Origin of the sequence: Pantoea sp. Fr-CA_6 (genome assembly GCF_024520895.1) — a bacterium.
GTDB classification, from domain to species: domain Bacteria; phylum Pseudomonadota; class Gammaproteobacteria; order Enterobacterales; family Enterobacteriaceae; genus Pantoea; species Pantoea agglomerans.
Genome location: NZ_JALNPO010000010.1, coordinates 60805 through 85724, shown reverse-complemented (window position 1 = coordinate 85724; position 24920 = coordinate 60805). Strand labels below are relative to the sequence as shown.

The window sequence follows — 24920 nt, the reverse complement described above, 5'->3', positions numbered from 1 at the left end:
AAGGCATTGAGATCCCATGAACAGGGAAGATGACGCAGTATGCGCGTCAGGAATAAATAAAGAAACAATCATTTCCAAAATCTGCCGGTTTATCGTGTGCTGAGATGGCAGTGGGTGAGGGGGATTAAACAGGGGTATAGGGCAGATGCCGGACGCAGAGACGCCCGGCGATTAAGCACACGTTACCAGTGGTACTTGTTGGAATCTTCCCACTCTTTCACTTCTTTTTCGGCACGATCTTTCTCGTAGCCGTAGCGTTCCTGAATTTTACCGACCAGCTGATCGCGCTTCCCTTCTACAACGGTCATATCATCATCCGTAAGATCACCCCATTTTTCCTTAACTTTACCTTTGAACTGCTTCCAGTTACCGCCAATGCGATCTTCGTTCATGGTGACTCTCCCATTTCCGGTTGTTATCCAGTGACCTGATGAATATCTGTGTTGCCTGAAGGCTGTCAGATGAATCAAGCATGGCACAGCTTTTGCCTTTTGCAGCGAAGCGGTGTGAGCCGCATCAAATTATGGGCAAAAGGGAAGGAAAGGGGATTATCACGGCGGGGTCTATTCCGGGCGTCGTGCTGGCCAGCTTACTGCAGGCAGGGCATTGAGGGCTGGACGGGCAAACAGAAAGCCCTGGTAATAGCGTACCCCGGCACCTTCCAGCCAGAGCCACTCTTCAATTTTTTCAACCCCTTCCGCAATAACCGTAATTTCCAGTGCCTGACAGCATTTAATGATGGCCATCACAATCGCCTGACGCGGGCCACTGCGGTGGATATCGGTGATCAGCTTGCGATCGATTTTAACTTTGTCGGGCTGGAAATCGGCTAACAGCGACAGGCCAGCGAAACCGGCGCCAAAATCGTCGAGCGCCAGGCTGATCCCGGCCGCTTTCAGCTGCTGGACAGCAAACTGGAATGCGTCGAAGCGCGAGATGATCTCATCTTCGGTCACTTCAACCACCACCTGCTCTGGTCGCAATCCCTGCTGCCTGATCTGCTGGATAAGATGTTCAACAGCGTCGTCAATGACCACCAGCGACATGGGCAGCAGGTTGACGGAGAGCGTTTGCTCGCGCAACCCCAGATGTCTGGCCAGCTGGAAAGCGTAGGTTTTAGAGTGCAGATCGCCCTGATAACGCTCGCTTTCTGGCAACTGTGAAAAGTAATCAGCGGGTGATGCGCCGTGCTGACCTCGTATCAAGGCTTCACAAGAGACAATCCGGCGATTCGCTGTATCCACGATAGGCTGTAGCGCAAATTCACAACGCTGACCCGGTGCCGGTTGCCAGGCTGGCTGAGATTCGGAGGTGACGGGTGTTGTCAGCGTCCACTGACTGGCAGGATCAATTTTGATAAACGTCTCTTTATCCCGCCCCTCGACGAAAGAACGCAGGAACTTCACCACCCGGTCATCTCTGATCCGTTCATCACTCAGGGTAACCCGCTTAAGCAGGGCATCCACTACGGTGTGTTTCTGATAATCACGTAAATCAAATAAGGCCATACCGGCATGACCGAAGCGACGCGCAGGGGCGTAATCCCGCATCAGCTCAATCAGGTTAAAATGCCGCTCATCCTGACTGATACGCTGGAAAACCGTGTGAACGTTGTCGACGCTACCCTCCAGCACCTGAAAAAAGTGCTGTCCGTCATAGAGCAGTATCCCGGTGACCTCAGCCTCAGCATTTTTGATACTGGCGCGCTCCACCAGCGCTTTCAATCTCTCTGGCGAGACAGAACCCGCAAGCTGGCTACGGTAAATAAGGGTGGAGAGCATAATCAGACTCACGTGGCAGAAAGTTACTGATTAAACATATCACAGAAATATTGCTGGTTAAGGGCACAACTACGACCATTATGCCGTTATATTTGCAGCATTAATTTAATCGTAGATTCAGGTAGTACTAAAGGATTCGACAATCAGGACATCAGATCGCAGTGCGGCAATAACCGGGCATAGAAATGAAGGGAAAAGAAAAACCCCCATAAAATCGGGGGCGAACAGCAGATATAGCGCATTATTATAACGTTACAGCTTCCCTGGTGAGGCGCTGGTAAATCTGATATTGCCAGATTATTACGCACTTTTTATTCTCCTTACCACGTCATTCTGGCGAGGCTTTTAAGCGGGTAAAAATCCGTTTATTTGCTATTTCGGAAAATTGTTTTGAGATTCAATCCACTGTTTCAGGCTTCAGGCGATGTCAGCACAACCAATGAATTATCAGGTTACAAATCAACCACTTTTCCAGACACTCCCTTAACGTCATCAGCACAGTAGTCAGCAACGCATGAACGTTGTCGGTCTGCAGAGACAATCAGATGTTGATATCTGCCTTATCTGAAAAAAGTGCCCCCTGTAAAAGGGGGCAAGGGTAGGAGTCAGATCGCTCTGTAAAAGAAGTGGATTTCATTACAGAGCCATTCAAAGATAGGGCAAAAACGATGTTTATGCCGCTACGGTTAACTCTTTTTTTAATTAGATATCAAACAATTAAAAAGCTAACAATATTCAAAGGCTATTTAAATCAATACCTTAATCAGATATGAAAACGATTTCTAAGATTAGGATTAAAGTCCTGTTTCGGCTGCTGCTTCTGCTATAAATGGCCACAATTAAGCCATTGCTTAGCGATCTGAGACTGGTAAACAGAGCAGACTTGACCCTTAAAGCGAATAATTGTACTGTTTATATATACAGCATATTATCGATTGAGAGCCGGTGTGGGGTAAAGATGTCACAGGATGATGAGGTCTGGTCAGCATTCAGAGAAGCGATGAGGCGGGATAATACCGGTCAGTGCACAGTGAGTACCCGGGATTTTGTGGCTGAACTGGAACAACGCAAATCACCTCACACGCTTCGGGCCGCGAATACCTGGATAGAGATGCATATCACGACTTTCAGTGATATCTCAATTGAGCCCGGGGAATGTCGACTGTTCCGTGTGCCTGCGGCGCGTGATTAAAACGTGCCGCAGCGCAGACAGGATAAGAAAGGGTTTCAGCCTGACTGCTGTAACAGATACAGGCTGAAGCAGGCATCAGAGCCTGGATGTGTTCCGACGCATGTCAGACCGATCCTGGAATTTAGGATTCGCGGGGAAGCTCTTCTCGCACGCCATGCGCGCCAGATTCAATGCGACTTTGCGTTTTTTAAGCTTTAACTTCGGCAACCACTCTTTGAACTGTGCCGTTAGCGACGCTGCCTGCTGCTCGTTGGTGACACGACAGATAAATAGCTTGCTCTTGGTCTGACGACTGACATCAATGGCATAGATCTCTACACCTGCGCTGCACACTTCATATTCAACATCCGTAAACTGCATGTGTGGCCAAAGACCGGTTCTGGTTTCAAATGTGGCTAAATCCATGACGACTACCTTTTTTTTATTTTAAGCGTTATTGCTACCTAACAGACTAAAGCCTGGTCGGGCCAGTGAGCATAGACCAGATTCAGCATTCCGCCAGCGATTTCACTGATTTAATCTGGCCCTGACACAAAAGGCTAAAATCTCCCACCGTCGCCTGTTATCTGACAGGTAGCCAGTCATCCTCTTATCAGAAAATCTGATGACAGACTGTCATGCTGGTTTTTCACCCCTTCAGCTCTTCAGCTTTACAAGCCCTGCCTTTGCTGCGTCTGCGACGGTATCCCACGAATTTAAATCGCCTTCTCCTTAACAATTATCGTCAGCATCGCTGTTGAATTAGCGGGCTAATTATCAGATCCAAATGAATGCCTGCTTCCGCTTCATTGTGACCATCCGGCAGTGGAAATCTTCTGACAGGAGATGTGGCAAATTTATCTCAGATGATGAGATGTAAAAAGGTGTGTCAAAATAAAAATGAACTAATGCCAGAATAGTTTTCTCTTTAGTTCACTCTGTACCATTCGCAAGGAAAAATAAAAAAATATATTCGCCATGCTTAATTAAAGCCCTGCAGACAAAAGCCGATAAGAACGATCCAACTTTAAATTATGTCCAGATTATTCTTTTTTGCCGGGGGCAAGTATGACTATTACACAACGTCTGGTATTGATTTTCTCACTGCTTGCAATGTCACTGATTGCGCTGGTGATTATCTCTTTATCAGTGATTTCGGGCTTTCAATCCCGCTTTGAATATGTACAGATGAACGCAATACCCAGCATTCGCGATCTCAATAAATCGATCAGCGTGACCAATCAGTTGGGTATTGCGCTTTATCGCCACCACAGCACCAGCGATGCGGCAAAATTCCCTGCTGCGGAAGAGCGCATTGAGAATCTGCTTTCGCAGATTAAGTCGCTTAATGATTACTACATGGCTAACGACATCTCGAACGATGAAGACAAAGCGATGACGGAACAGGCCTATAAAAATCTGGATGCGGTCCGCAGCGCATTGCCGGCATTTCTTGCCGCGTCACGCGCCCATAATGATGCGGTCACGCTGCCGTTATTGCAGAGTGAGGGCGGTATTGGTGCCGCATCCCGTAAGATGGAAGCGGATTTCACTCGTCAGATTCAGCTGAATATCGATATTGGCGAACAGCTCAGGGCGGAGAACAAGCGCGTTTATAGCCAGACCCTGTGGGCGATGTCTGGCGGATCGCTGCTGCTTATTCTGATACTGGCCGGTTTCTCCACTAAGGTGATTCTCGGCATCAAAAAGAGCCTCTCAGGCATGGTCAATACCATGACGCAGGTGAGTCATACCCTCGACCTGACTCATACCGCGGAGGTCCGCAGTAAGGATGAGATCGGCAAAACGGCGATGGCATTTAATCAGCTACTGGCGCGCGTCTCCGGCACGCTGCTCTCCGTCAGCCACGCCGCGCAATCGGTGAGTACCGGATCAACGCAGATAGCGGCGGGCAACGAAGATCTCTCTGCACGCACGGAAGAACAGGCGGCTTCACTGGAGCAAACCTCAGCCAGCATGGCGACACTGAGCGAAACGGTGCGACAGAACTCAGAGGGTGCGCAACAGGCCAGCAGCCTGGCAAATAACGCGAATCACATGTCAATCCAGAATGGGACGGCGGTGAAGCAGATGCTCAGTACCATGGATGAAATCCGCGCCAGCTCTGCCAAAATCTCTGAAATTACCGGACTGATTGAAGGCATCGCGTTTCAGACCAATATTCTGGCGCTGAATGCGGCAGTCGAGGCAGCGCGTGCAGGCGAGCATGGTCGCGGCTTCGCCGTTGTTGCCTCTGAAGTACGCAATCTGGCGCAGCGCTCCTCTTCTGCCGCCCGTGAAATTAAGGATCTTATCTCAACATCGGTTTCACAGGTCGAGCACGGTTTAGAGCAGGCCAGCGGCGTTGGATCTAACAGTGAAAATGTCCGTCAGGCGATTCAGCAGGTGGCCGATCTGGTCAATGAGATTGCGGCGGCTACCTCTGAGCAGAGTAAAGGCATTGAACAGGTTCATCAGGCCATTGGTCAGATGGATGAAGTGACGCAACAGAACGCCTCACTGGTGGAAGAGGCCTCATCCGCCTCTAAGTCGCTGCAGGAGCAGGCAGAAACGCTGTCGGGACTGGTGGCGACCTTTAAGCTGGAAAGCAATCACCGTGCAGTGCAGTCGCAGCAGACCGCTGCAGTACGGCGTCCGGTATTACACACAAAGCAGCCTGAGCAGCAGACCATCGACCTGACTAAGGCGAACTGGGAAAGTTTTTAATGGTTGAGCAGTAACTTAAGGGCCTCCACAATGTGGGGGCTTTTTTTTATCATTAATCAGAATAAATAAACGACTTTTTCTGAAATAAATATAAAATGAAATCGATTTCATTATAAAAGTGCAGGTAACTCTTTAGGGTTATAAGGTTTAAATTAGAATTTGCCGGGCGTAGATATTTGTTTTGATAGTCTGGTGATAATGAGTCAGATACAGGCAGGATGTCAGTTATCGGCTATTCATGACGCAACTTGAATTTCTTTATCTTCAAAACAATAACGCTGAAGTCAGGCTTGTGGCTTAATGATTTTTGCCAGGTGTTTTTATTTCAATTTTATGATTTTTAAGGGTATTTTTCAAGTTTGGCTTAGGTGAATATTGAAGTAAATATTGTCATTTTATTCACTGTAAAATAACGCAGCGCAATCTATACTCCCTTCCGTGTTATATGTACTTCTGATTTTTATACGAAACTCCTTTCTTCATAGCGACATTGTGCTGCATGAGGCATCTCTGGCTATGTCAAAGAAACGGTAAAAATAATATTACGAAAGCTATTTCGTGCGCTACACACCTGCACGTCTCACACATCAGAGCGGAAAAGAATGAAAAAAATACTCGACCGGATTAATTTGCCAGCGAAATTCCTGTTACTCGGATCCTTTGCGCTGGTGCTGTTTATTTTACCCACCTTTCTGTTTATTCAGACGGGCAACCAGCTTATTGATACAAAGAATGTGGAACTGACCGGTATACCGGTCGAAAGAAAGGTGCTCAAGTTGCTGAACCTGCTGCAGCGGCACCGTGCGGAAAGTGCGATCGCTATCTCGCTGAACAAACCAGATAACGCGCCACGTATGGCGTTGGTCAGTGAGGTTAATCGCTTATCTCAGACGATTGCTGACGAATTACGTCAGAATAATGAGCAGGCGCAGCCGCTGAAACGGCTGGAGCGGGTTAATCAGGAGTGGAGCCAGCTGCAGAACGATATTAACGCGGGCAAACTGACCCTGGCAACCAGCCTGACGCGACATGCTCAGCTGATTCAGGTGCTACTCGATACGAACCAGGATGTACTTGATTTCTATCAGCTATCGCTGGATGCCGATCTGAATACCTACCAGCTGATTGTCAGTATCTTTAGTCGCCTGCCGCAACTGACTGAAACGCTGGGACAGATTCGTGCTAGCGGCACGTCGCTGATTGCGGGTGGGAATGTGTCGGATGCCGATCGCAGCCGCATGGCATTTCAGCTTGATTATGGCAAAACGGCGCTGAGACAGTTTAGCGGCAACATGGATAAAGTATTTTCCATTGAGCCAGATCTTAAAACCACCTTTGGCAATCTGGCACAGGATGCGAACCAGCAGGCGCTGAGTGCACTGAATCTGGCTGATAGTGTCTTTGTCAGCGGTCACGCCAGCGTGACGCCGGTTGACTATGTGCGGGTCTTTACCCAGGCGATTAACCGTTACGGCGAGCTGGGTGAACAAACCAGCCATCGTCTGGAAGGAATGATGCAGACGCAGATCCAGGAACGCCGCTATGCGCAGTATCTGTTACTGGCAGGTCTGTTTGCTGTCGCGCTGCTGGCCATTCTGCTGGCCGTCATGATTACCCGTTCAGTGACCCGTCCGGTTAAAGAAGCAGTTGAAGTTGCCAGCCGCGTCGCGGCGGGCGATCTGACGGCACAGCTGAACGTTTCCGGCAGCAATGAGATGGCTGAGCTTCTGAATGCACTGATGCGGATGCAGCAGCGTCTTGCTCAGCTGGTGTCGGATATCAAAGGTAACGCGGCTACCATCGCCAACTCCTCAGAAGAGATTGCCCGTGGCAATGGCGATCTGTCGTCGCGCACCGAGCAACAGGCGGCTTCACTGGCTGAAACGGCTGCCAGCATGGAGCAGCTGGCGGCAATCATTCAGCAGAACGCGGATAACACGCGCTTTGCCTCTGCCCGTGCAGAATCTGCCACGCAGGCTGCACTCTCCAGTGGTGCAGCAATGGATTCGGTGATGGAGACCATGCACAAAATTCGTGGCAGCTCAGGTAAAATTGAAGAGATTACATCGGTGATCGACAGTATCGCCTTCCAGACCAACATTCTGGCACTGAATGCGGCCGTTGAAGCGGCACGCGCTGGTGAGCAGGGTAAAGGTTTTGCGGTCGTCGCGTCGGAAGTGCGGGCACTGGCACAACGTTCAGCCAGTGCAGCTAAAGAGATCAAGGGTCTGATTGAGCAGTCGGTCGGCCACGCCCAGGAAGGGATCGCCATGGCGCAGAACGCAGGCGATAAGGTGAAACAGAGCGTCAGCGCCATTGAACAGACCTCTCAGCTGATGCGCGACATCACTTCTTCATCCGAAGAGCAGAGCAGTGGCATCTCGCAGGTCAATATTGCGGTGAACCAGATGGATCAGGTGACGCAGCAGAACGCCGTGCTGGTTGAAGAGTCGGCCTCCTCAGCTGATGAACTCGCCGCGCGCGCAGGGCAGTTACGTACGATGGTTGCGGTGTTCCAGACCGCATAATGGTGTTAAACAGCCGCCTGTGGGCGGCTGTTCTCTTCTCAGCATTTATTCCGCGCTATGCCTGATGATCCTGCAGACAGGCCAGATACTTCTCTCCCGACCGCATCACCTTCTCTTTTGCCTGCTGATGGATATCCTGCCCTTCAAACGCGCCATACAGTTGCCCGAATGTCACGCCGGAGAGCCGATGCAGTATGTCGCCTACCGTAGCGGCTGACAGCGGCAGCATATTCGGGTAGCTCCACATAAACGACACGCCATGCGCACCCGGCGTGACCTGGATAATATCACCCGCCAGAATCACCCCTTCTCCTTCGTCCCAGTGCAGCACGCTGCCGCCGGGAAAATGGCCGCCCAGCCGTAACAGCGTCACAGAGGGCATCAGCGTCAGCGACTCGCCCTGCCATAACTGGATATGCGGACTCTTCCGCACAATCCATTGGCGATCGCGGGCGTGCAGATGAATGGGCGCACTAAACGCTTCAGCCCACTCCTGCATGGTGGTGTAGTAGTGCGGATGTGAAATCGCGATAGCATCAATGCCGCCCAGCGCCGCGATCAGCGTGTAGGTGGCATCATCAAGGTTGGCAATGCAGTCCCACAGTACGTTGCCATGCGGCGTGCGCAGCAGAAAAGCGCGCTGGTTGATAGCAAACTCAGGCACGGTTTTAAGACTTAACAGCGCATCGCTGTGAGCCGTCCACTTATTGGCGTGGCTGGCGCGCAGTTCATCAAACGCGATCCAGCGCTGACCGGCGGCTGGAACGTACTGGCGTTCATCATCACAGATTTTACAGTGCTGATGAGTGGAATGAGCGGGATAAGCTGTTCCGCAGGCGGTACATAACATCGTCATGGTGATCTCCTTTGTCTCACTCAATCTTATGCACACCTGCGAAAACCGCACTTTCCTGACGCCATTTTGTTACGCGATTACGGCTGGCGGCGAAGGGTAATCCGGGTGAGTTCTGAGGGACGACCCAGCCTCACCGCCATGCCTGGCCAGAGTGCCGTGCCGTTATTCACATAGAGCTGCATTCCGCCGACCTGATAAAGCCCGGAAACAAACCCGGCGTTGGGTTTAGCAAACAGCCTGTCCAGCCCGATAATCAGGCCGCCATGCGTATGTCCTGAGAGCTGCACATCCACGCCCTGCGCTGCGTTCTGGCGTGCATTGCGTGGCTGGTGATCCAGCAGGATTACCGGCGCGTTTTCAGGTGCCTGTTCCAGCGCGCGGGCCAGATCCGGGCCGACCGCGTTTCTGCCGGGTGCGGAGGCGTCCGGCAGGCCGGCAATCACCAGCTTTGCGGTTCCGCGCTGGATCACGGTATGGCTGTTGAGCAGAGGTTGCAGACCCAGTGAGGCCAGATGCGCCGTCCAGATTGCCTGATGGAAGAAATATTCATGGTTGCCGGTGATAGCCCATACGCCGTCAGGCGCTGCGAGCCCGCGCAGCGGCGCAACGTCCTGCCGCCGATGCGCCAGGTTGCCATCGATCACATCGCCCGTGACCACAATTAGATCGGCTTTGAGAGACATTGCCCGTTCAACCATTGCGGCGGTCCAGGCCGCATTAAACAACCGGGTGATATGCAGGTCGGTCAGCTGCAGCAGCTGATAGCCATCGAATTCAGCGGGCAGGTTGGGCAGCGCAAGAGTCACCTCTTTGACCGGCGGCACGCGTATCGCCTGCTGAACGCCAAAGGCAGCCAGCCCCATCGCCAGCACTACGGCCAGATAGCGAACACCGGGAACCAGCTCCAGCGGATGACGCAACAGCAGGGCAATCAGCATGACCGCATCCATCAGCATCTGAAGCAGCGCCAGCAGCAGCACGGTGCTGTACGCCCAGTTAAACAGAATGATGATGATGCGGGGCATTTCAGCGGAGAAGATCCCGCCCGAGGTAAAACGGCTCACCAGAAGATATTGTGACGCCAGCAGCACCAGAGCGGAGAGCAGGATCTTTACAACAAGTGGCAGGGACAAAGGAATAATGACGCGCGCAATTACATACCAGCTGGGTAAGCTGAAAATCAGGTGAAACATGGCATTTTTCCGGTAGGGCGCTGAACATCTGCGCAGGCAAAAAAGAGTCGATCGTTTATAGAGCCGTTTTCAGGACTGTAGTGTATATGATGTTACCGTCAGGCTTGCTTCACGTCGGGTGCTTTACAGGCGGTAAAGCAGGAGAGGATCGATAAAACTTCAGGGCGCAATAATGAAAACAGCGTGACCGGAGCACCGGCCACGCTGGCAACATTCACGTATTGAGCCGCCTGACTAGCGTAAAACGCCTGAGGTCGTCCGGGTCTCGTCAGTTACACGAGTCATGGATATCGGAATGCTTTTATAGGCGGGAATGCCGCTTTTGGTATCGTGGCTGTCAAGCGGAACCATCACATTGGCCTCCGGATAGTAAGCGCCGACCGAACCTGGGGCCATATCAATAATCACGATGGTCAGGTTTTTCATCTGGCGCGAAGTGGGATTGCCATCCGGGTCCAGCGCCATCAGATCGACACGGTCACCGACCCGTAACTGTCGCTTCTCCGCCTCTTCTGCATTGATAAACAGCACATCGCGGCGGCCTGTCACGCCACGATAGCGGTCATTCAGCCCGTAAAGCGTGGTGTTGTATTGATCGTGACTGCGCAGGGTAGTGAGCACCAGATCATGGCACTTCAGCGAGCGGGGATCTTCATTGATGCCCTGCATCACTTTAAACTGCGCACGGCCAGATGGCGTCAGCCAGACCCGTTCTGATGCGGCGTTATAGAGCCGGAAACCGCCCGGATGCTTAATCCTCTCATTGAAGTTTTCAAACGCCGGGAACACCGCTTCAATGGCATCGCGGATGCGGCTGTAATCGGCTGCCATGGCTGACCAGTCAACCACGCTGTCCGGCAGCGTTGCCTTCGCCAGTGAGGCGACCAGCGCCGGTTCAGACTTAAGATGGGGTGAGGCGGGATCCAGCGAACCGCGTGAGGCATGCACCATCGACATCGAATCTTCCACGGTGACGCTCTGCGCGCCGGTTGCCTGAACATCGGTCTCTGTTCGGCCCAGCACCGGCAGCAGATAATTATGTTTACCCAGTAACAGGTGCGAGCGGTTCAGTTTGGTCGCCATATGCACCACCAGATCAAGATTGCGCATCGCCGGGAACGTGACCTGTGGATCGGAAATCGCTTCCGCCAGGTTGCCGCCCAGACACAGCAACGCTTTGGCTTTGCCATCGCGCATCGCCTTTATTGCCTCAATGGCGCCGTGACCATGCTTCTGCGGCGGGCGGAAACCAAACACCCTCTCTATGCCATCCAGCAGCGACTGCGGCGGGATCTCTGTGATGCCCACTGTGCGATCGCCCTGCACATTTGAGTGACCGCGTAACGGACAAATACCTGCACCCGGCTTGCCGATATTGCCGCGCATCAGCAGCAGGTTAGCGATTTGCTGCACGTTCTGAGTGCCGTACTGGTGCTGAGTAATTCCCATGCCATAACAGATGATGGTACGTTCAGCGCTGGCGTAGAGCCGGGCGATATGCTGGATCTCCTCACGCGCCATGCCCGAGACTTTCAGGATATGCTCCCAGTCTGTGCTTTCCAGGTCGGCTTTCAGGGCGTCAAAGCCTTCAGTGTGCTCAGTAATAAACGCTTCATCAATGACGCCGGGTTCGCCTTTGCTCAGCGCCTCCTCGTGCATAGTGAGCAGGATCTTCATCACCCCTTTCAACATCGCTGCGTCACCGCCAACCCTGACCTTGTAGTAGGTCGATGCCAGCTCAGTGGAGCTCATTGACAGCATTTCAATCGGGCTCTGCGGCGAAGTAAAGCGCTCCAGGCCACGTTCACGCAGCGGGTTGATCGCCACAATAGTGGCACCGCGTTTCGACACTTCCCGTAGCGTGCCCAGCATGCGCGGATGGTTGGTACCTGGATTGTGACCGATACAAAGCACCAGGTCGCAGTGATCAAAATCTTCAAGCTCTACCGTCCCTTTGCCGACGCCAATTGACTCCGGCAGCCCGACACTGGTCGGTTCGTGGCACATGTTTGAGCAGTCGGGGAAGTTATTGGTGCCATATTCGCGGGCGAAGAGTTGCCACAGAAACGCCGCTTCATTGGAGGCGCGTCCTGAGGTATAAAACTCTACGCTGTCCGGATCGTCGTAGCTGCGCAGATGCTCTCCAATCTCCCGGAATGCCGTCTCCCATTCGATGGGCTGATAGGTATCTGTAGCGGCATCGTACTTCAACGGATGGGTCAGGCGGCCTTCGCCCTCCAGATGCAGTGCGCTGCGCTCCCACAGCTCAGTCACGGTATGAGCGGCAAAAAATTCCGGTGTGGTGCGTTTGCTGGTCGCTTCCCAGGAGACGGCTTTTGCGCCGTTTTCGCAGAACTCAAATGATGAGGCATGTTGCGGGTCGGGCCAGGCGCAGCCCGGACAGTCAAAGCCCTGCGGCTGGTTGACTTTGAACAGGGCGATCACATCCTGTTTCACAGACATCTGGCCGCGGATAGCATCGGCAACCGCCTTCAGTGCGCCCCAGCCTCCGGCAGCGCCCCCATAAGGAGCGATGCCATTTGTGCGATTTTGCTCTTTCATAATGCTCCACATTGTCTCTGTTGTTATTTGTTAAGCCTGGTACAGAAATAGTTGCAACAACGTGGAAACCGGCTGTTATTCAGGGAAATTATTTCTCAAAATGTTTCGACAGTCCGAAACGTAAGCCGCAAATCAGTTCAGCACATCAGATGAAGCGCAGCGCATCCGGGCTGTTGCAGAATAAGCGGCGCGCGAGTTCCGCCGACAGGGTGATGGTGCAGGGAAAGGGTGAAGGATAAATCTTTACCATCAGATAACGGCGGGTAAGTGAGCCAGTTTATTCAGGGCTGGACGGCGATCGCAGTAACGCACTCCATGTCTGAACAGATGCGCCATAATCCGGAGAGCAACCTTATGAAAAGAGCCTTACTTTTGCTGGTTTTACTTTCCACCTATAGTCTGATGCCCGTTAAAGCCAGTGGCCCGGTTCGGGCAGGAGAGCTGCGTCCCATGAAGATTATTATGACGATCAACCATCAGTCGTATGAGATTGCGCTGGCTGATAACGCCACCGCGAAAGCATTTGTACAGCAACTCCCGCTGACCATGACGATGGAGGAGCTGAACGGCAATGAGAAGTTTGCAGACCTGCCTGCTGCTCTTAATAGCGATCCGCATAAACCCGGCACGATCCAGCAGGGCGATGTGATGCTGTATGGCAATAAGACGCTGGTTCTTTTTTACGAGACATTCCAGACCTCCTATAGCTACACGCCAATAGGAAAGGTGCTGTCGACAGATAGCCTCAAAAAGCGTGTCGGTGAGGGGGGGATTGACGTACGGTTCTCCCGGCCATAACTGATATCAAAATCTGAAATAACCGGCTGGTAAAGGATTCATATCGCGCTGAGTCTGGCCAGGGTGACCTCTGGCATGACGGACTACGTTATGTTCTGGCCGTGGCCAGACATTGTGATTCTCTTCGGGAAGCGACACTGTCAGGCCGGTCGGCCAGCCTGACAGTTCAGCCATTACTTCTTCTTATTCAGCATCGACTTCAGGTCAGCAAAGGGATTGTAGGTGGCCTCACCAGCATCTTTTTGTGCGTCCTCGCCAGCCACTACACGGGTGCCATACTGGTCAGCCTCGGTGTACTTTGAGTGCTCGTGGTCATGACAATAGAGACACAACAACTCCCAGTTACTGCCATCTTCCGGGTTGTTGGTATGATCGTGATCGATATGGTGAACCGTCAGTTCGCGCAGGTTTGAATAAACAAACTCGCGTGAGCAGCGTCCACACACCCACGGATAGATTTTAAGTGCTTTCTCACGGTAGCCGCTTTCCAGCCGCGTATAGTTTTTAGGGATCAAAGCCATTGCCGGGATAACCTGTTATGCAGAGAAAATTTCACGATAGTGATGCCAATATATCCCATAACGGAACAGAAGAAGAAATCATCGTGTTCCTCGGGACGGGAGGCTTTAAAATCCCGAAGGTTAGCTGAAAATCAGCGTAGCCGCCTTTACGCCACATGCTCTCGCGTATTTAGAAAGATTCTCCACGCTGGCTGACGTAATGTTTTTTTCCATACGTGAGAGCGTGGAGGGGGCGATACCCATCTTGGCAGCGACATCAGCACTATTTAATCCTGCATGACTGCGCCATTCAGCTAACAAGGCCTGTAGTCGCTCCTTGCGCGCTTCAGCTTCATAGGCTGCCTGAAAATCATCTCTTTGCATCAGTCTGGCTTTCATCTCAGCCAGGGTTTTATGCGCCATCGAGCATCTCCTGAAGTCTGCGACAAGAACGGCGATTTTACAGTGCTTACTGGAGCAGTCCAGAGACTCAAACTTGCGCCAGCACCAAATAGATTAATCAACAGAAGAGCGCCGCACTCAGCCAGCCTTAAGAAAAGATCACGTCAGGATGTTCAGCCTGAGGTTACACCCTATAATCAACGCTGTTTGTTAGCCTGCAGGAATGCAGGTTTTGCACCCGCCCAAAAGGAAGAGATCCCGCTGATGTTTTCTCGTTTTTTTATTTATCGTCCCGTTTTCGCATGGGTTGTTGCCATTTTAATCATGCTGCTTGGCGCGCTCTCCATTACCCTGTTGCCGGTTGAACAATATCCCGATGTTGCGCCGCCTTCGGTGAATATCAGCGCAACGTACACTGGTGCTTCTGCGGAAACGCTGGAGAACAGCGTCACGCAGGTGATCGAGCAGCAGCTTACCGGGCTGGATAATCTGCTCTATTTTACCTCCAGCAGCAGTTCACAGGGGAATGTGTCGGTTACCGTCACATTCAGTCAGGGCACCGATCCGGACACGGCTCAGGTGCAGGTGCAGAACAAGGTGCAGCAGGCGCTCTCCCGTCTGCCCAGCGAAGTGCAGCAGCTTGGTGTTACCGTGACCAAATCGCAGTCAAACTTCCTGCTGGTGATGGGGTTGTATGACACCACGGGCAAAAGCAACAGCACGGATATCGGTGACTGGCTGGTCAGTAATATGCAGGAGCCGCTGGCCAGGACCGAAGGCGTCGGTGACATCCAGGTGTTCGGCGGTCAATACGCGATGCGCATCTGGCTCGATCCCTTCAAACTAAACTCCTTTGCGTTGCAGCCCTCCGATGTGTCGGCGGCGATACGCTCGCAGAACATTCAGGTTTCAGCCGGTAAAATCGGCGGCCTGCCATCGCCTGATAATCAGCAGCTCACCGCCACGGTCAGAGCGCAGTCGCGACTGCAAACGCCAGAGCAGTTCCGAAACATCATCGTCAAAAGCGACAAAAGCGGTGCCATCGTGCGTGTGGGTGATGTGGCGCGGGTGGAGCTGGGCGGCGAATCCTATGACATGACCACCCGACTCAACGGGCATCCTGCGGCGGGTGTCGGTGTGATGCTGGCGCCGGGCGCGAATGCGCTGGCCACCGCGACGCTGGTGAAAAACAAAGTTGAAGAGTATCGCCACTCAATGCCGGAAGGTTATGAGGTGGCTTATGCACTCGACAGCACTGACTTCATCAAAATCTCCGTTGAGGATGTGGTGATCACCCTGATCGAAGCGATTGCGCTGGTGGTAGTGGTGATGTACCTGTTCCTGCAGAATATCCGTGCGACGCTGATCCCGGCGCTGGCGGTGCCGGTGGTACTGCTCGGCACCTTTGGCGTACTGGCGCTGTGCGGCTACACCATCAATACCCTGACGCTGTTTGCTATGGTGCTGGCCATCGGGCTGCTGGTGGATGATGCCATCGTGGTCGTCGAAAACGTCGAACGCATTATGCATGACGAAGGTCTGCCGGCGCGTGAGGCAACGGAAAAGTCGATGAAAGAGATCTCCGGCGCGCTGGTGGCTATCGCGCTGGTGCTATCCGCGGTATTTCTGCCCATGGCCTTTTTCGCCGGGTCGACCGGTGTGATTTACCGGCAGTTCTCCATCACCATCATCGCCGCCATGACCTTCTCCGTGGTGGTGGCACTGACCCTGACGCCTGCACTGTGTGGCATGTTGCTGCGGCCGACCTCACCCCATCGTAAAGGCTTCTTTGGCGGTTTTAACCGCTTTTATGCCGCCACCGAGCGCCAGTATCGTCACAAAGTGGTGAGCACTCTGCGCCGTCCGCTGATCATGGTATCGCTTTATGCGGCAATGGGCGTTGTGCTGTTTGTTATGTTTACCCGCTTGCCGGGTAGCTTCCTGCCGACTGAAGATCAGGGCAGCATCATGCTTCAGGCGACATTGCCAGCGGGTGCCACGGCCAGTCGCACTGAGGCAGTCAATCAGCAGATTGTTGACTGGTTCCTGACTGAAGAGAAACAGAATATTGATGTGGTCTTCACCATCAACGGTTTTAACTTCAGCGGTGCTGCGCAGAATGCCGGTATGGCGTTTATTAAGCTTAAGAACTGGGATCAGCGACCGGGTAGTGAAAACTCTGCCGAAGCGATTGCCGGGCGCGCCACCTACGCGCTGGCGTCGATTCGGGATGCGCAGATCTTTGCGCTGACGCCGCCGTCGGTGCCGGGTCTGGGACAGAACAACGGCTTTACTTATGAGCTGCTGGCCAGTGGTGGCACCACGCGTGAGCAACTGGGCAACCTGCGCGATCAGCTGCTACAAAGCGCAGCGCAAAGTCCGGAACTGCTCGGCGTACGGGCCAATATCCTGCCGCAAACGCCGCAGTTGCAGGTCGATATTGATACCAGCAAAGCGGTGGCACTGGGACTGCAGCTGGATGACGTGACCGATACGCTGACCAGCGCCTGGGGCGGTGCCTATATCAATGACTTCATCGACCGGGGTCGGGTAAAGCGGGTCTATGTGCAGGGCGACGGTCAGTATCGTTCATCACCTTCGGATCTGGATAAATGGTACATCCGTAACAGTGAGGGCACCATGACGCCATTCTCGGCGTTTGCCTCGACCCGATGGACCATGGGACCCGAAAGCCTTAACCGCTACAACGGTTCTGCCTCCTACGAAATACAGGGGCAGAACGCCGAAGGGTTCAGCTCCGGCGATGCCATGAACACCATTGAGCGATTGGCCAATGAACTCCCGGCAGGGACCACAGGGGCATGGAGCGGTCTTTCGCTGCAGGAGAAGCAGGCGGGCGGGCAGTCAACCACGCTGTATGCCATCTCGATTCTGGTGGTGTTCCTCTGTCTTGCTGCGCTGTATGAGAGCTGGTCGGTGCCTTTCTCCGTGCTGTTAGCGGTGCCGCTCGGCGTGCTGGGTACCGTGCTGGCGGTGGCACTGCGCGGATTAAGCAACGATATCTACTTCCAGGTGGCGTTGCTGACCACGGTCGGACTCACCTCCAAAAACGCGATACTGATCATCGAATTTGCGGAGGATGCGGTTCGTCGGGGAAGTTCGCTGAGCGCGGCTGCGTTGCAGGCAGCGCGAACCCGTCTGCGGCCGATTATGATGACGTCGCTGGCCTTTATCGCCGGGGTGATCCCGCTGGCGGTGGCGACGGGCGCCGGTGCTAACAGCCGCATCGCCATCGGTACCGGTATCATCGGCGGTACGCTGGCAGGCACGGTACTGGCGCTGTTCTTTGTTCCGCTCTTCTTTGTCCTGGTGAAGCACTACCTGACCCGCCATCGCAAAGGCCAATAACGCAGAAAGCCCGTCTGCAGGCGGCTGCAGACGGGCTGGGATCAATGATCAGCGGAAGATTACAAATGCTGTTTAAAGAAGGCGGTCAGCTTCGCAAACGGGATCAGGTCAGTGCGGTCATAAAGGTCCACATGGCCTGCATCAGGCACGATATAGAGCTCTTTGGGCTGTGCCGCACGCTGGAACGCATCTTCGCTGAACTCGCGTGAATGCGCTTTATCACCCGTGATGAAGAGCATCGGGCGCGGTGAGATGGTCTCAATGTCATTAAACGGATAAAAGTTCATGAATTTCACGTTGCTGGTGAGCGTCGGGTGCGTGGTCAGCGCAGCTGAACTGTTTTTCGGTGTGAACTCAGCGCGAGGCGTCCGGTAAAAATCATAGAACTCTTTGGCTATCGGAGGCGAATCAGCATCAATTTTATGTGGTGTACCACTGGTGTACTCAGTTTTACCCCCGGTGAACTCTACATAGCGTTGCTGTGCCGCCGCTTCAATGATTTGCTTGCGCTGCGCCAGTGTCTGGCTTTTATTCAGCGCATTACGGTTGGCTGACCCCATGTCATACATGCTGACGGTAGCAATGGCTTTCATGCGGGGATCAATCTTCGCTGCGCTGATGACAAAACTGCCACTGCCACAGATACCCAGCACACCAATCCTGTCGCGATCGACAAATTCGCGGGTACCCAGGTAATCCACGGCGGCGCTGAAGTCTTCGGCATAGATATCCGGAGAGACCGCGTTGCGTGGCTGACCTTCACTTTCGCCCCAGAATGAAAGATCAATTGCCAGGGTAACAAATCCCTGCTCAGCCATTTTCTGCGCATAGAGGCTGGCGCTCTGCTCTTTGACTGCGCCCATCGGATGACCTACCACAATCGCCGGAAGGCGCGCCGTTTTACCGGCCTCTTTTGGTCTGTACAGCGTGCCGGTCACACCCATCTGATACTGGTTTTTAAAGGTGACTTTCTCGCGGGTGACTTTATCGCTTTGATAAAAGTTATCGGCGCCGCGTGACATATCGGCAGCGCTGGCCGCAAATGAACTGATCAACAGTCCAAACATCAGGGTTAATGCTCTCATAAGAAGATCCTTATCGGGGTTGACGACATGAGGGCAACGGGTTGCCCGGTTAAACAACACATCTGCTATCAGGCAGCGCTTTCCTTACGGGCGGTGATCATCGCCAGTCCGGCGGCAGTGACCAGTAATGTGGCGCTGATGGCAAAGGTGGTCTGCCAGCCTGCATGGTCAAAGGCCAGGCCACCCAGCGTCGACCCCAAAGCAATCGACAGCTGTACGATGGCCACCATTAATCCGCCACCGGTCTCGGCATTTTCCGGAAAGGTTCTGGCGATCCAGGCCCACCATCCGGTTGGTGCCGCTGTTGCCACCAGTCCCCAGATGCCAAGCAGTGGCGCCACCAGCCACAGGTGATGACCAAACACCATGAGCAGCACCGCAACCAGCGCCATAATCAACGGGATGATCATCAGGGTCAGATAGAATCCGCGCTGCAAAACAGCACTGATAATCAGCGTGCCGATAAAGCCGGCGACACCAATGGTCAGCAGCACCAGCGACAGCGCAGAAACGTCAACCTGCGTCACGGTTTCCAGAAACGGACGGAGATAGGTAAACAGGGTGAACTGGCCCATAAAGAGCAGGCCGCAGGCGGTCATACCCACCGTAACCAGCGGCGAACGCAGCAGCTGCAGAATTTTTCCGCTGCGCTGCCGGGCCGAGTTGACCGGCATCGATGGCAGCGTGAACGTTTGCCAGATCAGGGCGATCAAGGCTACCGGCACCAGGCTGAAAAAAGCCCCGCGCCAGCCAATGACAGAACCGAGATAGCTGCCCAGCGGTGCAGCGATAACCGTCGCCAGCGCATTGCCGCCGTTGAAAATGGCCAGCGCGCGCGGCACCTGCCCGGAGGGGACCAGCCGGATAGCGACCGCCGCTGACATCGACCAGAAACCGCCAATCACCACGCCAATCAATGCCCGGCCAGTCATGTAAGTCAGATAGTTGGGTGCCATCGCCACCATCAATCCGGATAGTGCCATTACCAGCGTGAGCGCCAGCAACAGAATTTTGCGGTCGAGGTTCCCTGCGATGCGGGTTATTGAGAGGCTGGTGATCACTGCCAGTGCGCCGGAGATAGCGATGCCCTGTCCGACCAGACCCTCGCTGACCGCCAGATCTTGTGATAACGGCGATAACAGGCTGACCGGCATGAATTCAGAGGCGATGAGCGCGAATACACACAGCGTCATTGCCCAGACACCACCCCAGTGCGCTTCTTTATGCCGGGGGGAACAGTCAGTTGTTTCCGTGGAAGTCATGTTGTGTCCTGTTTCATTGTTTGCGGTGCTGATGAACTCAGGAAATTTTACTGTTTCGCTTTATATTGACTAGCTAATGAATTCTTAATGGGGTTATAACCAGACCTTATAAATCTATCGGCGGGAGTGCAGTATGAATCGCAACATGAATGACCTGCAGGCTTTTATTACCGTGGCGCGTGAGGGCAGCTTTACCCGCGCGGCAGCGCTGCTGGGCGTGACGCAGCCCGCGTTAAGTCAGACCATTACCGCGCTGGAAAACCGGATGGAGATTCGGCTGCTTACCCGCACGACCCGTAACGTTTCACCGACCGCGGCGGGTGAACGGTTAATCCAGGCGATTGGCAATCGGTTCGATGAAATTGAGGCGGAACTGGATATGCTGACCGCGATGCGGGACAAGCCAGCCGGCACGGTACGGATCACCTGCGGGCCGCATATTCTTAGCTCGCTCCTGATGCCAAAGCTGGCGCCATTGCTGGCGGCTTATCCTGATATCCGGCTTGAGTTCGATGCTAATCATGGCTTACGCAATATCGTGGCCGACCGATTTGATGCAGGGGTCAGGATGGGGGACACCATTGATAAAGACATGGTAGCGATGCCGATAAGCCCGCCATTACGGATGGCTGCGGTGGCCACGCCCGACTACTTTCGGCGTCATGCTGCGCCGCAGGTTCCGCAAGATTTGCTGCATCACAACTGCATTAACATGCGGCAGGCGACAGCGGGTGGGTTGTACGTCTGGGAGTTTGACGGTGAAGAGGGGCCGTTAAATGTGCGGGTAGATGGACAACTGACGTTCAACACTTCGGCACACATTGCAGAAGCGGCTCTCGCCGGGCTGGGGATCGCTTTCCTGCCTGAGCAGGAAGTCGCAGAAGGGCTGGAGCAGGGCACCTTGATCCGCGTGCTGGAGCGCTGGTGCGAGCCGTTTCCCGGCTATTACCTCTACTATCCCAGCCGCAAGCAACATTCCCCCGCTTTTACCCTGGTCAGAGAGGCATTAAGGCTAAAAGAGGGGGCATGATGAAACTTATTGGAATAGATGCCATTCCATGGCGTAATACGTCCTAAAGCGCTTTATTCAGAATTACTTAGAAGGACGGCGACTAATTTTGCCTCCTTTCCGACCGGCTTCCCTGGCTTTTTCAGGATCGTTTTTGAAATTGCCCCCACTGGCCTTGCCTCCTGCACTGCCAGCTTCACTCGCCCGTTCTGGATCGTTGGCAAAATTGCCGGCACCACCTCTGTATTTCTGTTGTGTCATAGGAAGACCTCATATCAATGTTCCATTAGATAAAAAGGACTAGCTAGTCACATCTGCAAGCATAGTCGTCCGCTTCGTTTATGCAAATGCACATACTTAATTGATTGATAATAGTGATGTTAATTTTTCGAAGGGGGATAGTGTCGGCAGGGCCGTAGGTGATGAACTACGCTTACAGACCTGACGAAAAAGGAGAGTGCTATGAGTAATGCGACCTTAATCGATACGCTTGAGCTGGGCTCTGACGAGCAGAAGCAGAAATATGAGATTTACGGCGATGATGCACAGACGCCCACTTTTGCTGTCATCTACCGGCAGCAGGGCGATAGCTGGCAGCAGCTGGATGAGAAAATTACGTTCGCCGCGCAGGATGAACAGCAGGAAGCGAGGGGATCAATGGGCTACGGTTCCGGCGACACGCTGCCAGATTTACGCGACCTGCCTGCCGAAGCTCGGGAGCGCTGCGAACAGCACTGGAACCATCAGAGTGACAGATAAACAGAAATAGCGCCGCTTTGTTTGTTAGCGGTGAAGTCTCCTGTTTAAGAGAGACGCCTGGAAGCGGCAGAATAAACCTCTGAGCGCTCTCTTTTCCCGACAGCCACCACAAAAACCACCACCCGGTCATCAATAACCTGGTATACAAGTCGATAACCGGATGACTTTAGCTTGATCTTATAGCAGTCAGGCATCCCGCTGAGTTTGTTCGCCTCAATTCTGGGTGACTCAAGACACTCAGCCAGCTTCTTTTTAAGCTGTTCACGTACTGTCGGGCCCAGCTTGCGCCACTCTTTCAGTGCCCTCTGATCGAACTCCAGTTGCCAGGTCATTAAAGGTCATCCAGTGTGACCCGGATAGGCTCAGGGTTTCGCAGGCGTTCTTTAACTATGTCTACTAACGCCGCATCTTCGTCACTGAGTAACGTTTGCTTAAAGGGAAGACGTTCATTATCTGCAATATATTCAAGCATCAGGCGCAGCGCATCAGAAGGAGTCACACCCATTTTTTCGAGCGCAGCATAGGATCGTGTCTTCAGGTCATCATCGATTCGAATGTTAATTGTGCCCATAGCGAGTTCCTTTGTATTTACACTTGACATTACAATTGTCGCACTGATGAGTCTGTATCGCAAACAGTAAACATCAGTCACCCGCACAGCCTTATATCTTCCCGGTAAAATCACGCTAAAGCTTATTTTATGCTACGAAAATATAACATCTTCATCCATTAAACCAACTGCAGCAATCGTTAAAGGTTTTCCCGCTACTGGCGATAACCAACAGGCGTTGAGCGCGCCGATCATTGATGAACCCGGCACTCCGCGACGAGTTCTGAACGCGAACGGACCTGCTTTTAGCCCTCCTTTTATACACACCAGAAAGCGCTAATTTAAGCGCAAATTACTCAAATAAAAGCGAAAATAATAATATGTCGATCATTAAGACGATCAAAAGACACCTGCCTGTTGCCCGTCTTAGGCGTAGCAGTCAGCCTGCCAATGGCACCTACGATTGTCGTGCGTTGCCAGATTCACTGGCCTCCGTGGGTTTAAGCTCGCGGGCGGGCGGCATCCTGATGACCTTCGTTCCGCCTGAAGCCGATTTTCAGCGGGTCAGTAAGGCCTGGCAGCGATTCAATTCCGCCGACCTGACGGTGTTGACGCTCTCTTCCAACGGCGCGCTGAGCAGCAGCAGATCGCAAAGCACCTACTGTGATGGCAATGGCCCGGAGGGAAGCTACCTCTGGCTGCCGGACACACTGATCGCACGCCATGAGACGCATATTGTTGATCTGCATGTCGCCGACACGCAGACTGCCAGCCAGCGCATCACCGCCATCCAGCAGGAGCTGGCGCGCTTGCAGGTGCGGATGCCGCTCTCGGCCGATCGTACTTTCGCCATGATTTACTGCGACGGATTATCGGCATCCGAAGGCTTTCTGATGCAGGCCTGGTATAACAGCGGGCGCTTTCCCTGCCTGGCGATTGGCGGTTCGGCGGGAGGCAAAATCACCTTTGATGGCACCTGGATTGGTACAGGTGGCAAGGTGTTGCAGGGCAAGGCGGTGATTGTGTTCTGCCAGATGGCGCCAGGAAAATCATTTGCTCCTTTTAAAAGCCAGAACTTTACGCCACGCGATCAGAGCTGGCTGATTGCTGAAGCCGATCCGGTTGCGCGTACTGTAACGTCAGTATTTAACCGCCAGGGGCAGCAGCAATCGTTTGTTGCGGCGCTATGTGAACATCTTAACTGCAGCGAAGCGCAACTCAGCGAACGGCTAAAGGGACTCACTTTCGGCGTTAAAGTTGGCGGCGAGTACTTTATTCGCTCGATCGCCAAAATTGAATCGGGCGGCGTACACTTTTTCTGCGATCTTGAGTTTGGCGATCGACTGTTCCTGATGGAAGAGAAAGACTTTAAACAGACGACGCAGCAGGAGTGGCAGGCTTTTACCGCTCAGCATGGCAAACCCGCGGCGATCCTGATGAACGACTGTATCCTGCGCCGTGTCGGTAATGCCGATAAGCTGCATAATGCCCATTTCTTCAAAGGCATTGCCGCCGCCGGTTTTTCCAGCTTCGGCGAAATCCTGGGTGTGCCCATCAATCAGACGCTCTCCGCGCTGGTGTTCTTTAATCATGACGTCAAAGCGATGAGCCAGTTCCCGGTAGAGTACGCCGGCTACGCGGCACACTACGCGCAGCGAGCGTTGCGCCGCTGGGAAGCGCTGAACAGCATCCAGACGCGGGTGCTGGATCGGGTTATCACTTATCAGCAGGCGCTGACGCCGCTGATGGAGGCGCTGCCGGTGCTGGAAACAGCCACTCAGAGCCAGGGAGAAACCCTGAGCCTGGCAGAGAGCAGTATCCGTAACATCAGTAACATCGCCACCGAGAGTCAGCAGGCGCAGGGCCGGCTGGATGATGGTCTGGACGATCTGGAGAAAATTTCCAACGGCATCAATGAGATTACGCATGGCATCAGCAATATTGCTTTCCAGACCAACATCCTGGCGCTGAATGCCGCAGTAGAAGCGGCTCGTGCAGGCGAGGCTGGGCGGGGATTTGCTGTGGTCGCGGGCGAAGTTCGTCGTCTGGCGCACTCCTCAAAAGAGCAGGCTGAAGCTACGGCCAGTAACATCGGTGAGGCAGTCAGCACCATCTCACGTATCCGGCTGGTGGCCAGTGATTCGGCGCAGACCGCCGCCCAGATGGCAGAGCGCAGTATCAGTGCAGCCGATACGCTGGCGGCCATGAATCAACAGACGCGACATGAGCGCGCTGATATTGCGAAGCATCTTGGCAGCCTGCGTGAACTGACGCAGGGGATGGATGCAATGCAGGAGGCCGTCGCGCAGCTCAAGGTGTTACAAACTCTTTCCGGTGCGCAGGTTAAGGCCTGATTTATCAGCATAAA

General features: G+C 53.5%; 21 protein-coding genes. 8 read left to right on the top strand and 13 right to left on the bottom strand.

Annotated features, from left to right (window positions below; all coding sequences use genetic code 11):
* Positions 1–182: 182 nt before the first annotated feature.
* Together NR201_RS17105 and NR201_RS17100 are read right to left on the bottom strand one after the other, a co-directional pair.
* On the bottom strand, positions 183–392 hold the full coding sequence (locus NR201_RS17105; protein ID WP_010256969.1) for a CsbD family protein: 210 nt from the start codon (positions 390–392) through the stop codon (positions 183–185).
* A 171-nt stretch (positions 393–563) separates the two neighbouring features.
* Positions 564–1781 (bottom strand): diguanylate phosphodiesterase, encoded by a 1218-nt coding sequence (locus NR201_RS17100; protein ID WP_010256973.1) that lies wholly within the window; start codon positions 1779–1781, stop codon positions 564–566.
* 958 nt (positions 1782–2739) lie between these two features.
* Between NR201_RS17100 and NR201_RS17095 the strand changes: the two genes are divergently transcribed.
* Positions 2740–2973, top strand: coding sequence for a DNA polymerase V subunit (locus NR201_RS17095; RefSeq protein WP_122459946.1), 234 nt, complete (start codon positions 2740–2742; stop codon positions 2971–2973).
* Positions 2974–3048: 75 nt separating this feature from the next.
* Here the strand turns inward: NR201_RS17095 and NR201_RS17090 are convergent, their stop codons facing one another.
* Positions 3049–3378, bottom strand: coding sequence for a hypothetical protein (locus NR201_RS17090; RefSeq protein WP_010256979.1), 330 nt, complete (start codon positions 3376–3378; stop codon positions 3049–3051).
* Between the two features lie 642 nt (positions 3379–4020).
* Between NR201_RS17090 and NR201_RS17085 the strand changes: the two genes are divergently transcribed.
* Both NR201_RS17085 and NR201_RS17080 read left to right on the top strand, forming a co-directional pair.
* Positions 4021–5679 (top strand): methyl-accepting chemotaxis protein, encoded by a 1659-nt coding sequence (locus NR201_RS17085; RefSeq protein ID WP_256850011.1) that lies wholly within the window; start codon positions 4021–4023, stop codon positions 5677–5679.
* A 602-nt stretch (positions 5680–6281) separates the two neighbouring features.
* Complete coding sequence (locus NR201_RS17080) at positions 6282–8207, top strand: methyl-accepting chemotaxis protein (RefSeq protein ID WP_050680262.1); 1926 nt, start codon at positions 6282–6284, stop codon at positions 8205–8207.
* Positions 8208–8262: 55 nt separating this feature from the next.
* Here NR201_RS17080 and NR201_RS17075 read toward each other — a convergent pair whose 3' ends face one another.
* The 3 genes from NR201_RS17075 to NR201_RS17065 all read right to left on the bottom strand — a co-directional run bounded on the left by NR201_RS17075 (position 8263) and on the right by NR201_RS17065 (position 12818).
* Entirely contained in the window at positions 8263–9063 is an 801-nt protein-coding gene (locus NR201_RS17075; protein ID WP_256850010.1) for an MBL fold metallo-hydrolase, read from the bottom strand.
* 77 nt (positions 9064–9140) lie between these two features.
* Positions 9141–10256 (bottom strand): metallophosphoesterase, encoded by a 1116-nt coding sequence (locus tag NR201_RS17070; RefSeq protein WP_033759918.1) that lies wholly within the window; start codon positions 10254–10256, stop codon positions 9141–9143.
* Positions 10257–10490: 234 nt separating this feature from the next.
* Positions 10491–12818, bottom strand: a complete 2328-nt coding sequence (locus tag NR201_RS17065; protein WP_158132454.1) for an FdhF/YdeP family oxidoreductase — start codon at positions 12816–12818, stop codon at positions 10491–10493.
* A 267-nt stretch (positions 12819–13085) separates the two neighbouring features.
* On the opposite strand from NR201_RS17065, the gene NR201_RS17060 reads away from it, so the two are divergent.
* On the top strand, positions 13086–13616 hold the full coding sequence (locus NR201_RS17060; RefSeq protein WP_256850009.1) for a cyclophilin-like fold protein: 531 nt from the start codon (positions 13086–13088) through the stop codon (positions 13614–13616).
* 173 nt (positions 13617–13789) lie between these two features.
* Here the strand turns inward: NR201_RS17060 and yajD are convergent, their stop codons facing one another.
* Together yajD and NR201_RS17050 are read right to left on the bottom strand one after the other, a co-directional pair.
* On the bottom strand, positions 13790–14137 hold the full coding sequence (gene yajD, locus NR201_RS17055) for an HNH nuclease YajD (RefSeq protein WP_256850008.1): 348 nt from the start codon (positions 14135–14137) through the stop codon (positions 13790–13792).
* Positions 14138–14257: 120 nt separating this feature from the next.
* Positions 14258–14539: a helix-turn-helix transcriptional regulator gene (locus NR201_RS17050; protein WP_256850007.1), complete on the bottom strand. Its 282-nt coding sequence runs from the start codon at positions 14537–14539 to the stop codon at positions 14258–14260.
* A 243-nt stretch (positions 14540–14782) separates the two neighbouring features.
* On the opposite strand from NR201_RS17050, the gene NR201_RS17045 reads away from it, so the two are divergent.
* Positions 14783–17887 (top strand): efflux RND transporter permease subunit, encoded by a 3105-nt coding sequence (locus NR201_RS17045; protein WP_045139847.1) that lies wholly within the window; start codon positions 14783–14785, stop codon positions 17885–17887.
* Between the two features lie 59 nt (positions 17888–17946).
* Here NR201_RS17045 and NR201_RS17040 read toward each other — a convergent pair whose 3' ends face one another.
* Together NR201_RS17040 and NR201_RS17035 are read right to left on the bottom strand one after the other, a co-directional pair.
* On the bottom strand, positions 17947–18972 hold the full coding sequence (locus tag NR201_RS17040) for an alpha/beta hydrolase (protein ID WP_256850006.1): 1026 nt from the start codon (positions 18970–18972) through the stop codon (positions 17947–17949).
* Positions 18973–19040: 68 nt separating this feature from the next.
* Entirely contained in the window at positions 19041–20165 is a 1125-nt protein-coding gene (locus NR201_RS17035) for an MFS transporter (RefSeq protein ID WP_158132487.1), read from the bottom strand.
* A gap of 202 nt (positions 20166–20367) precedes the next feature.
* Here NR201_RS17035 and NR201_RS17030 point away from each other — a divergent pair, with 202 nt between their 5' ends.
* Positions 20368–21264 (top strand): LysR family transcriptional regulator, encoded by an 897-nt coding sequence (locus NR201_RS17030; protein ID WP_256850005.1) that lies wholly within the window; start codon positions 20368–20370, stop codon positions 21262–21264.
* A 63-nt stretch (positions 21265–21327) separates the two neighbouring features.
* Here the strand turns inward: NR201_RS17030 and NR201_RS17025 are convergent, their stop codons facing one another.
* Complete coding sequence (locus NR201_RS17025) at positions 21328–21504, bottom strand: general stress protein (RefSeq protein ID WP_010257023.1); 177 nt, start codon at positions 21502–21504, stop codon at positions 21328–21330.
* A 201-nt stretch (positions 21505–21705) separates the two neighbouring features.
* On the opposite strand from NR201_RS17025, the gene NR201_RS17020 reads away from it, so the two are divergent.
* Entirely contained in the window at positions 21706–22002 is a 297-nt protein-coding gene (locus NR201_RS17020; RefSeq protein ID WP_256850004.1) for a hypothetical protein, read from the top strand.
* Positions 22003–22046: 44 nt separating this feature from the next.
* Here NR201_RS17020 and NR201_RS17015 read toward each other — a convergent pair whose 3' ends face one another.
* Positions 22047–22334 (bottom strand): type II toxin-antitoxin system RelE/ParE family toxin, encoded by a 288-nt coding sequence (locus NR201_RS17015; protein ID WP_033759930.1) that lies wholly within the window; start codon positions 22332–22334, stop codon positions 22047–22049.
* A complete protein-coding gene (locus NR201_RS17010; RefSeq protein WP_256850003.1) occupies positions 22334–22573 on the bottom strand; it encodes a type II toxin-antitoxin system RelB/DinJ family antitoxin in 240 nt (79 codons plus the stop codon). The genes NR201_RS17015 and NR201_RS17010 overlap by 1 nt, the downstream gene beginning before the upstream one ends.
* Positions 22574–22932: 359 nt before the next feature.
* Here NR201_RS17010 and NR201_RS17005 point away from each other — a divergent pair, with 359 nt between their 5' ends.
* Complete coding sequence (locus NR201_RS17005; protein WP_256850002.1) at positions 22933–24906, top strand: methyl-accepting chemotaxis protein; 1974 nt, start codon at positions 22933–22935, stop codon at positions 24904–24906.
* Positions 24907–24920 lie beyond the last annotated feature (14 nt).

Coding starts and splice junctions, on each gene's coding strand:
- NR201_RS17095 (WP_122459946.1), top strand. CDS start 2,740: ATGTCACAGGATGATGAGGTCTGGTCAGCATTCAGAGAAGCGATGAGG.
- NR201_RS17050 (WP_256850007.1), bottom strand. CDS start 14,539: ATGGCGCATAAAACCCTGGCTGAGATGAAAGCCAGACTGATGCAAAGA.
- NR201_RS17030 (WP_256850005.1), top strand. CDS start 20,368: ATGAATCGCAACATGAATGACCTGCAGGCTTTTATTACCGTGGCGCGT.
- NR201_RS17075 (WP_256850010.1), bottom strand. CDS start 9,063: ATGACGATGTTATGTACCGCCTGCGGAACAGCTTATCCCGCTCATTCC.
- yajD (WP_256850008.1), bottom strand. CDS start 14,137: ATGGCTTTGATCCCTAAAAACTATACGCGGCTGGAAAGCGGCTACCGT.
- NR201_RS17100 (WP_010256973.1), bottom strand. CDS start 1,781: ATGCTCTCCACCCTTATTTACCGTAGCCAGCTTGCGGGTTCTGTCTCG.
- NR201_RS17035 (WP_158132487.1), bottom strand. CDS start 20,165: ATGACGCTGTGTGTATTCGCGCTCATCGCCTCTGAATTCATGCCGGTC.
- NR201_RS17040 (WP_256850006.1), bottom strand. CDS start 18,972: ATGAGAGCATTAACCCTGATGTTTGGACTGTTGATCAGTTCATTTGCG.
- NR201_RS17090 (WP_010256979.1), bottom strand. CDS start 3,378: ATGGATTTAGCCACATTTGAAACCAGAACCGGTCTTTGGCCACACATG.
- NR201_RS17020 (WP_256850004.1), top strand. CDS start 21,706: ATGAGTAATGCGACCTTAATCGATACGCTTGAGCTGGGCTCTGACGAG.
- NR201_RS17080 (WP_050680262.1), top strand. CDS start 6,282: ATGAAAAAAATACTCGACCGGATTAATTTGCCAGCGAAATTCCTGTTA.
- NR201_RS17070 (WP_033759918.1), bottom strand. CDS start 10,256: ATGTTTCACCTGATTTTCAGCTTACCCAGCTGGTATGTAATTGCGCGC.
- NR201_RS17015 (WP_033759930.1), bottom strand. CDS start 22,334: ATGACCTGGCAACTGGAGTTCGATCAGAGGGCACTGAAAGAGTGGCGC.
- NR201_RS17085 (WP_256850011.1), top strand. CDS start 4,021: ATGACTATTACACAACGTCTGGTATTGATTTTCTCACTGCTTGCAATG.
- NR201_RS17065 (WP_158132454.1), bottom strand. CDS start 12,818: ATGAAAGAGCAAAATCGCACAAATGGCATCGCTCCTTATGGGGGCGCT.
- NR201_RS17025 (WP_010257023.1), bottom strand. CDS start 21,504: ATGACACAACAGAAATACAGAGGTGGTGCCGGCAATTTTGCCAACGAT.
- NR201_RS17105 (WP_010256969.1), bottom strand. CDS start 392: ATGAACGAAGATCGCATTGGCGGTAACTGGAAGCAGTTCAAAGGTAAA.
- NR201_RS17010 (WP_256850003.1), bottom strand. CDS start 22,573: ATGGGCACAATTAACATTCGAATCGATGATGACCTGAAGACACGATCC.
- NR201_RS17005 (WP_256850002.1), top strand. CDS start 22,933: ATGTCGATCATTAAGACGATCAAAAGACACCTGCCTGTTGCCCGTCTT.
- NR201_RS17045 (WP_045139847.1), top strand. CDS start 14,783: ATGTTTTCTCGTTTTTTTATTTATCGTCCCGTTTTCGCATGGGTTGTT.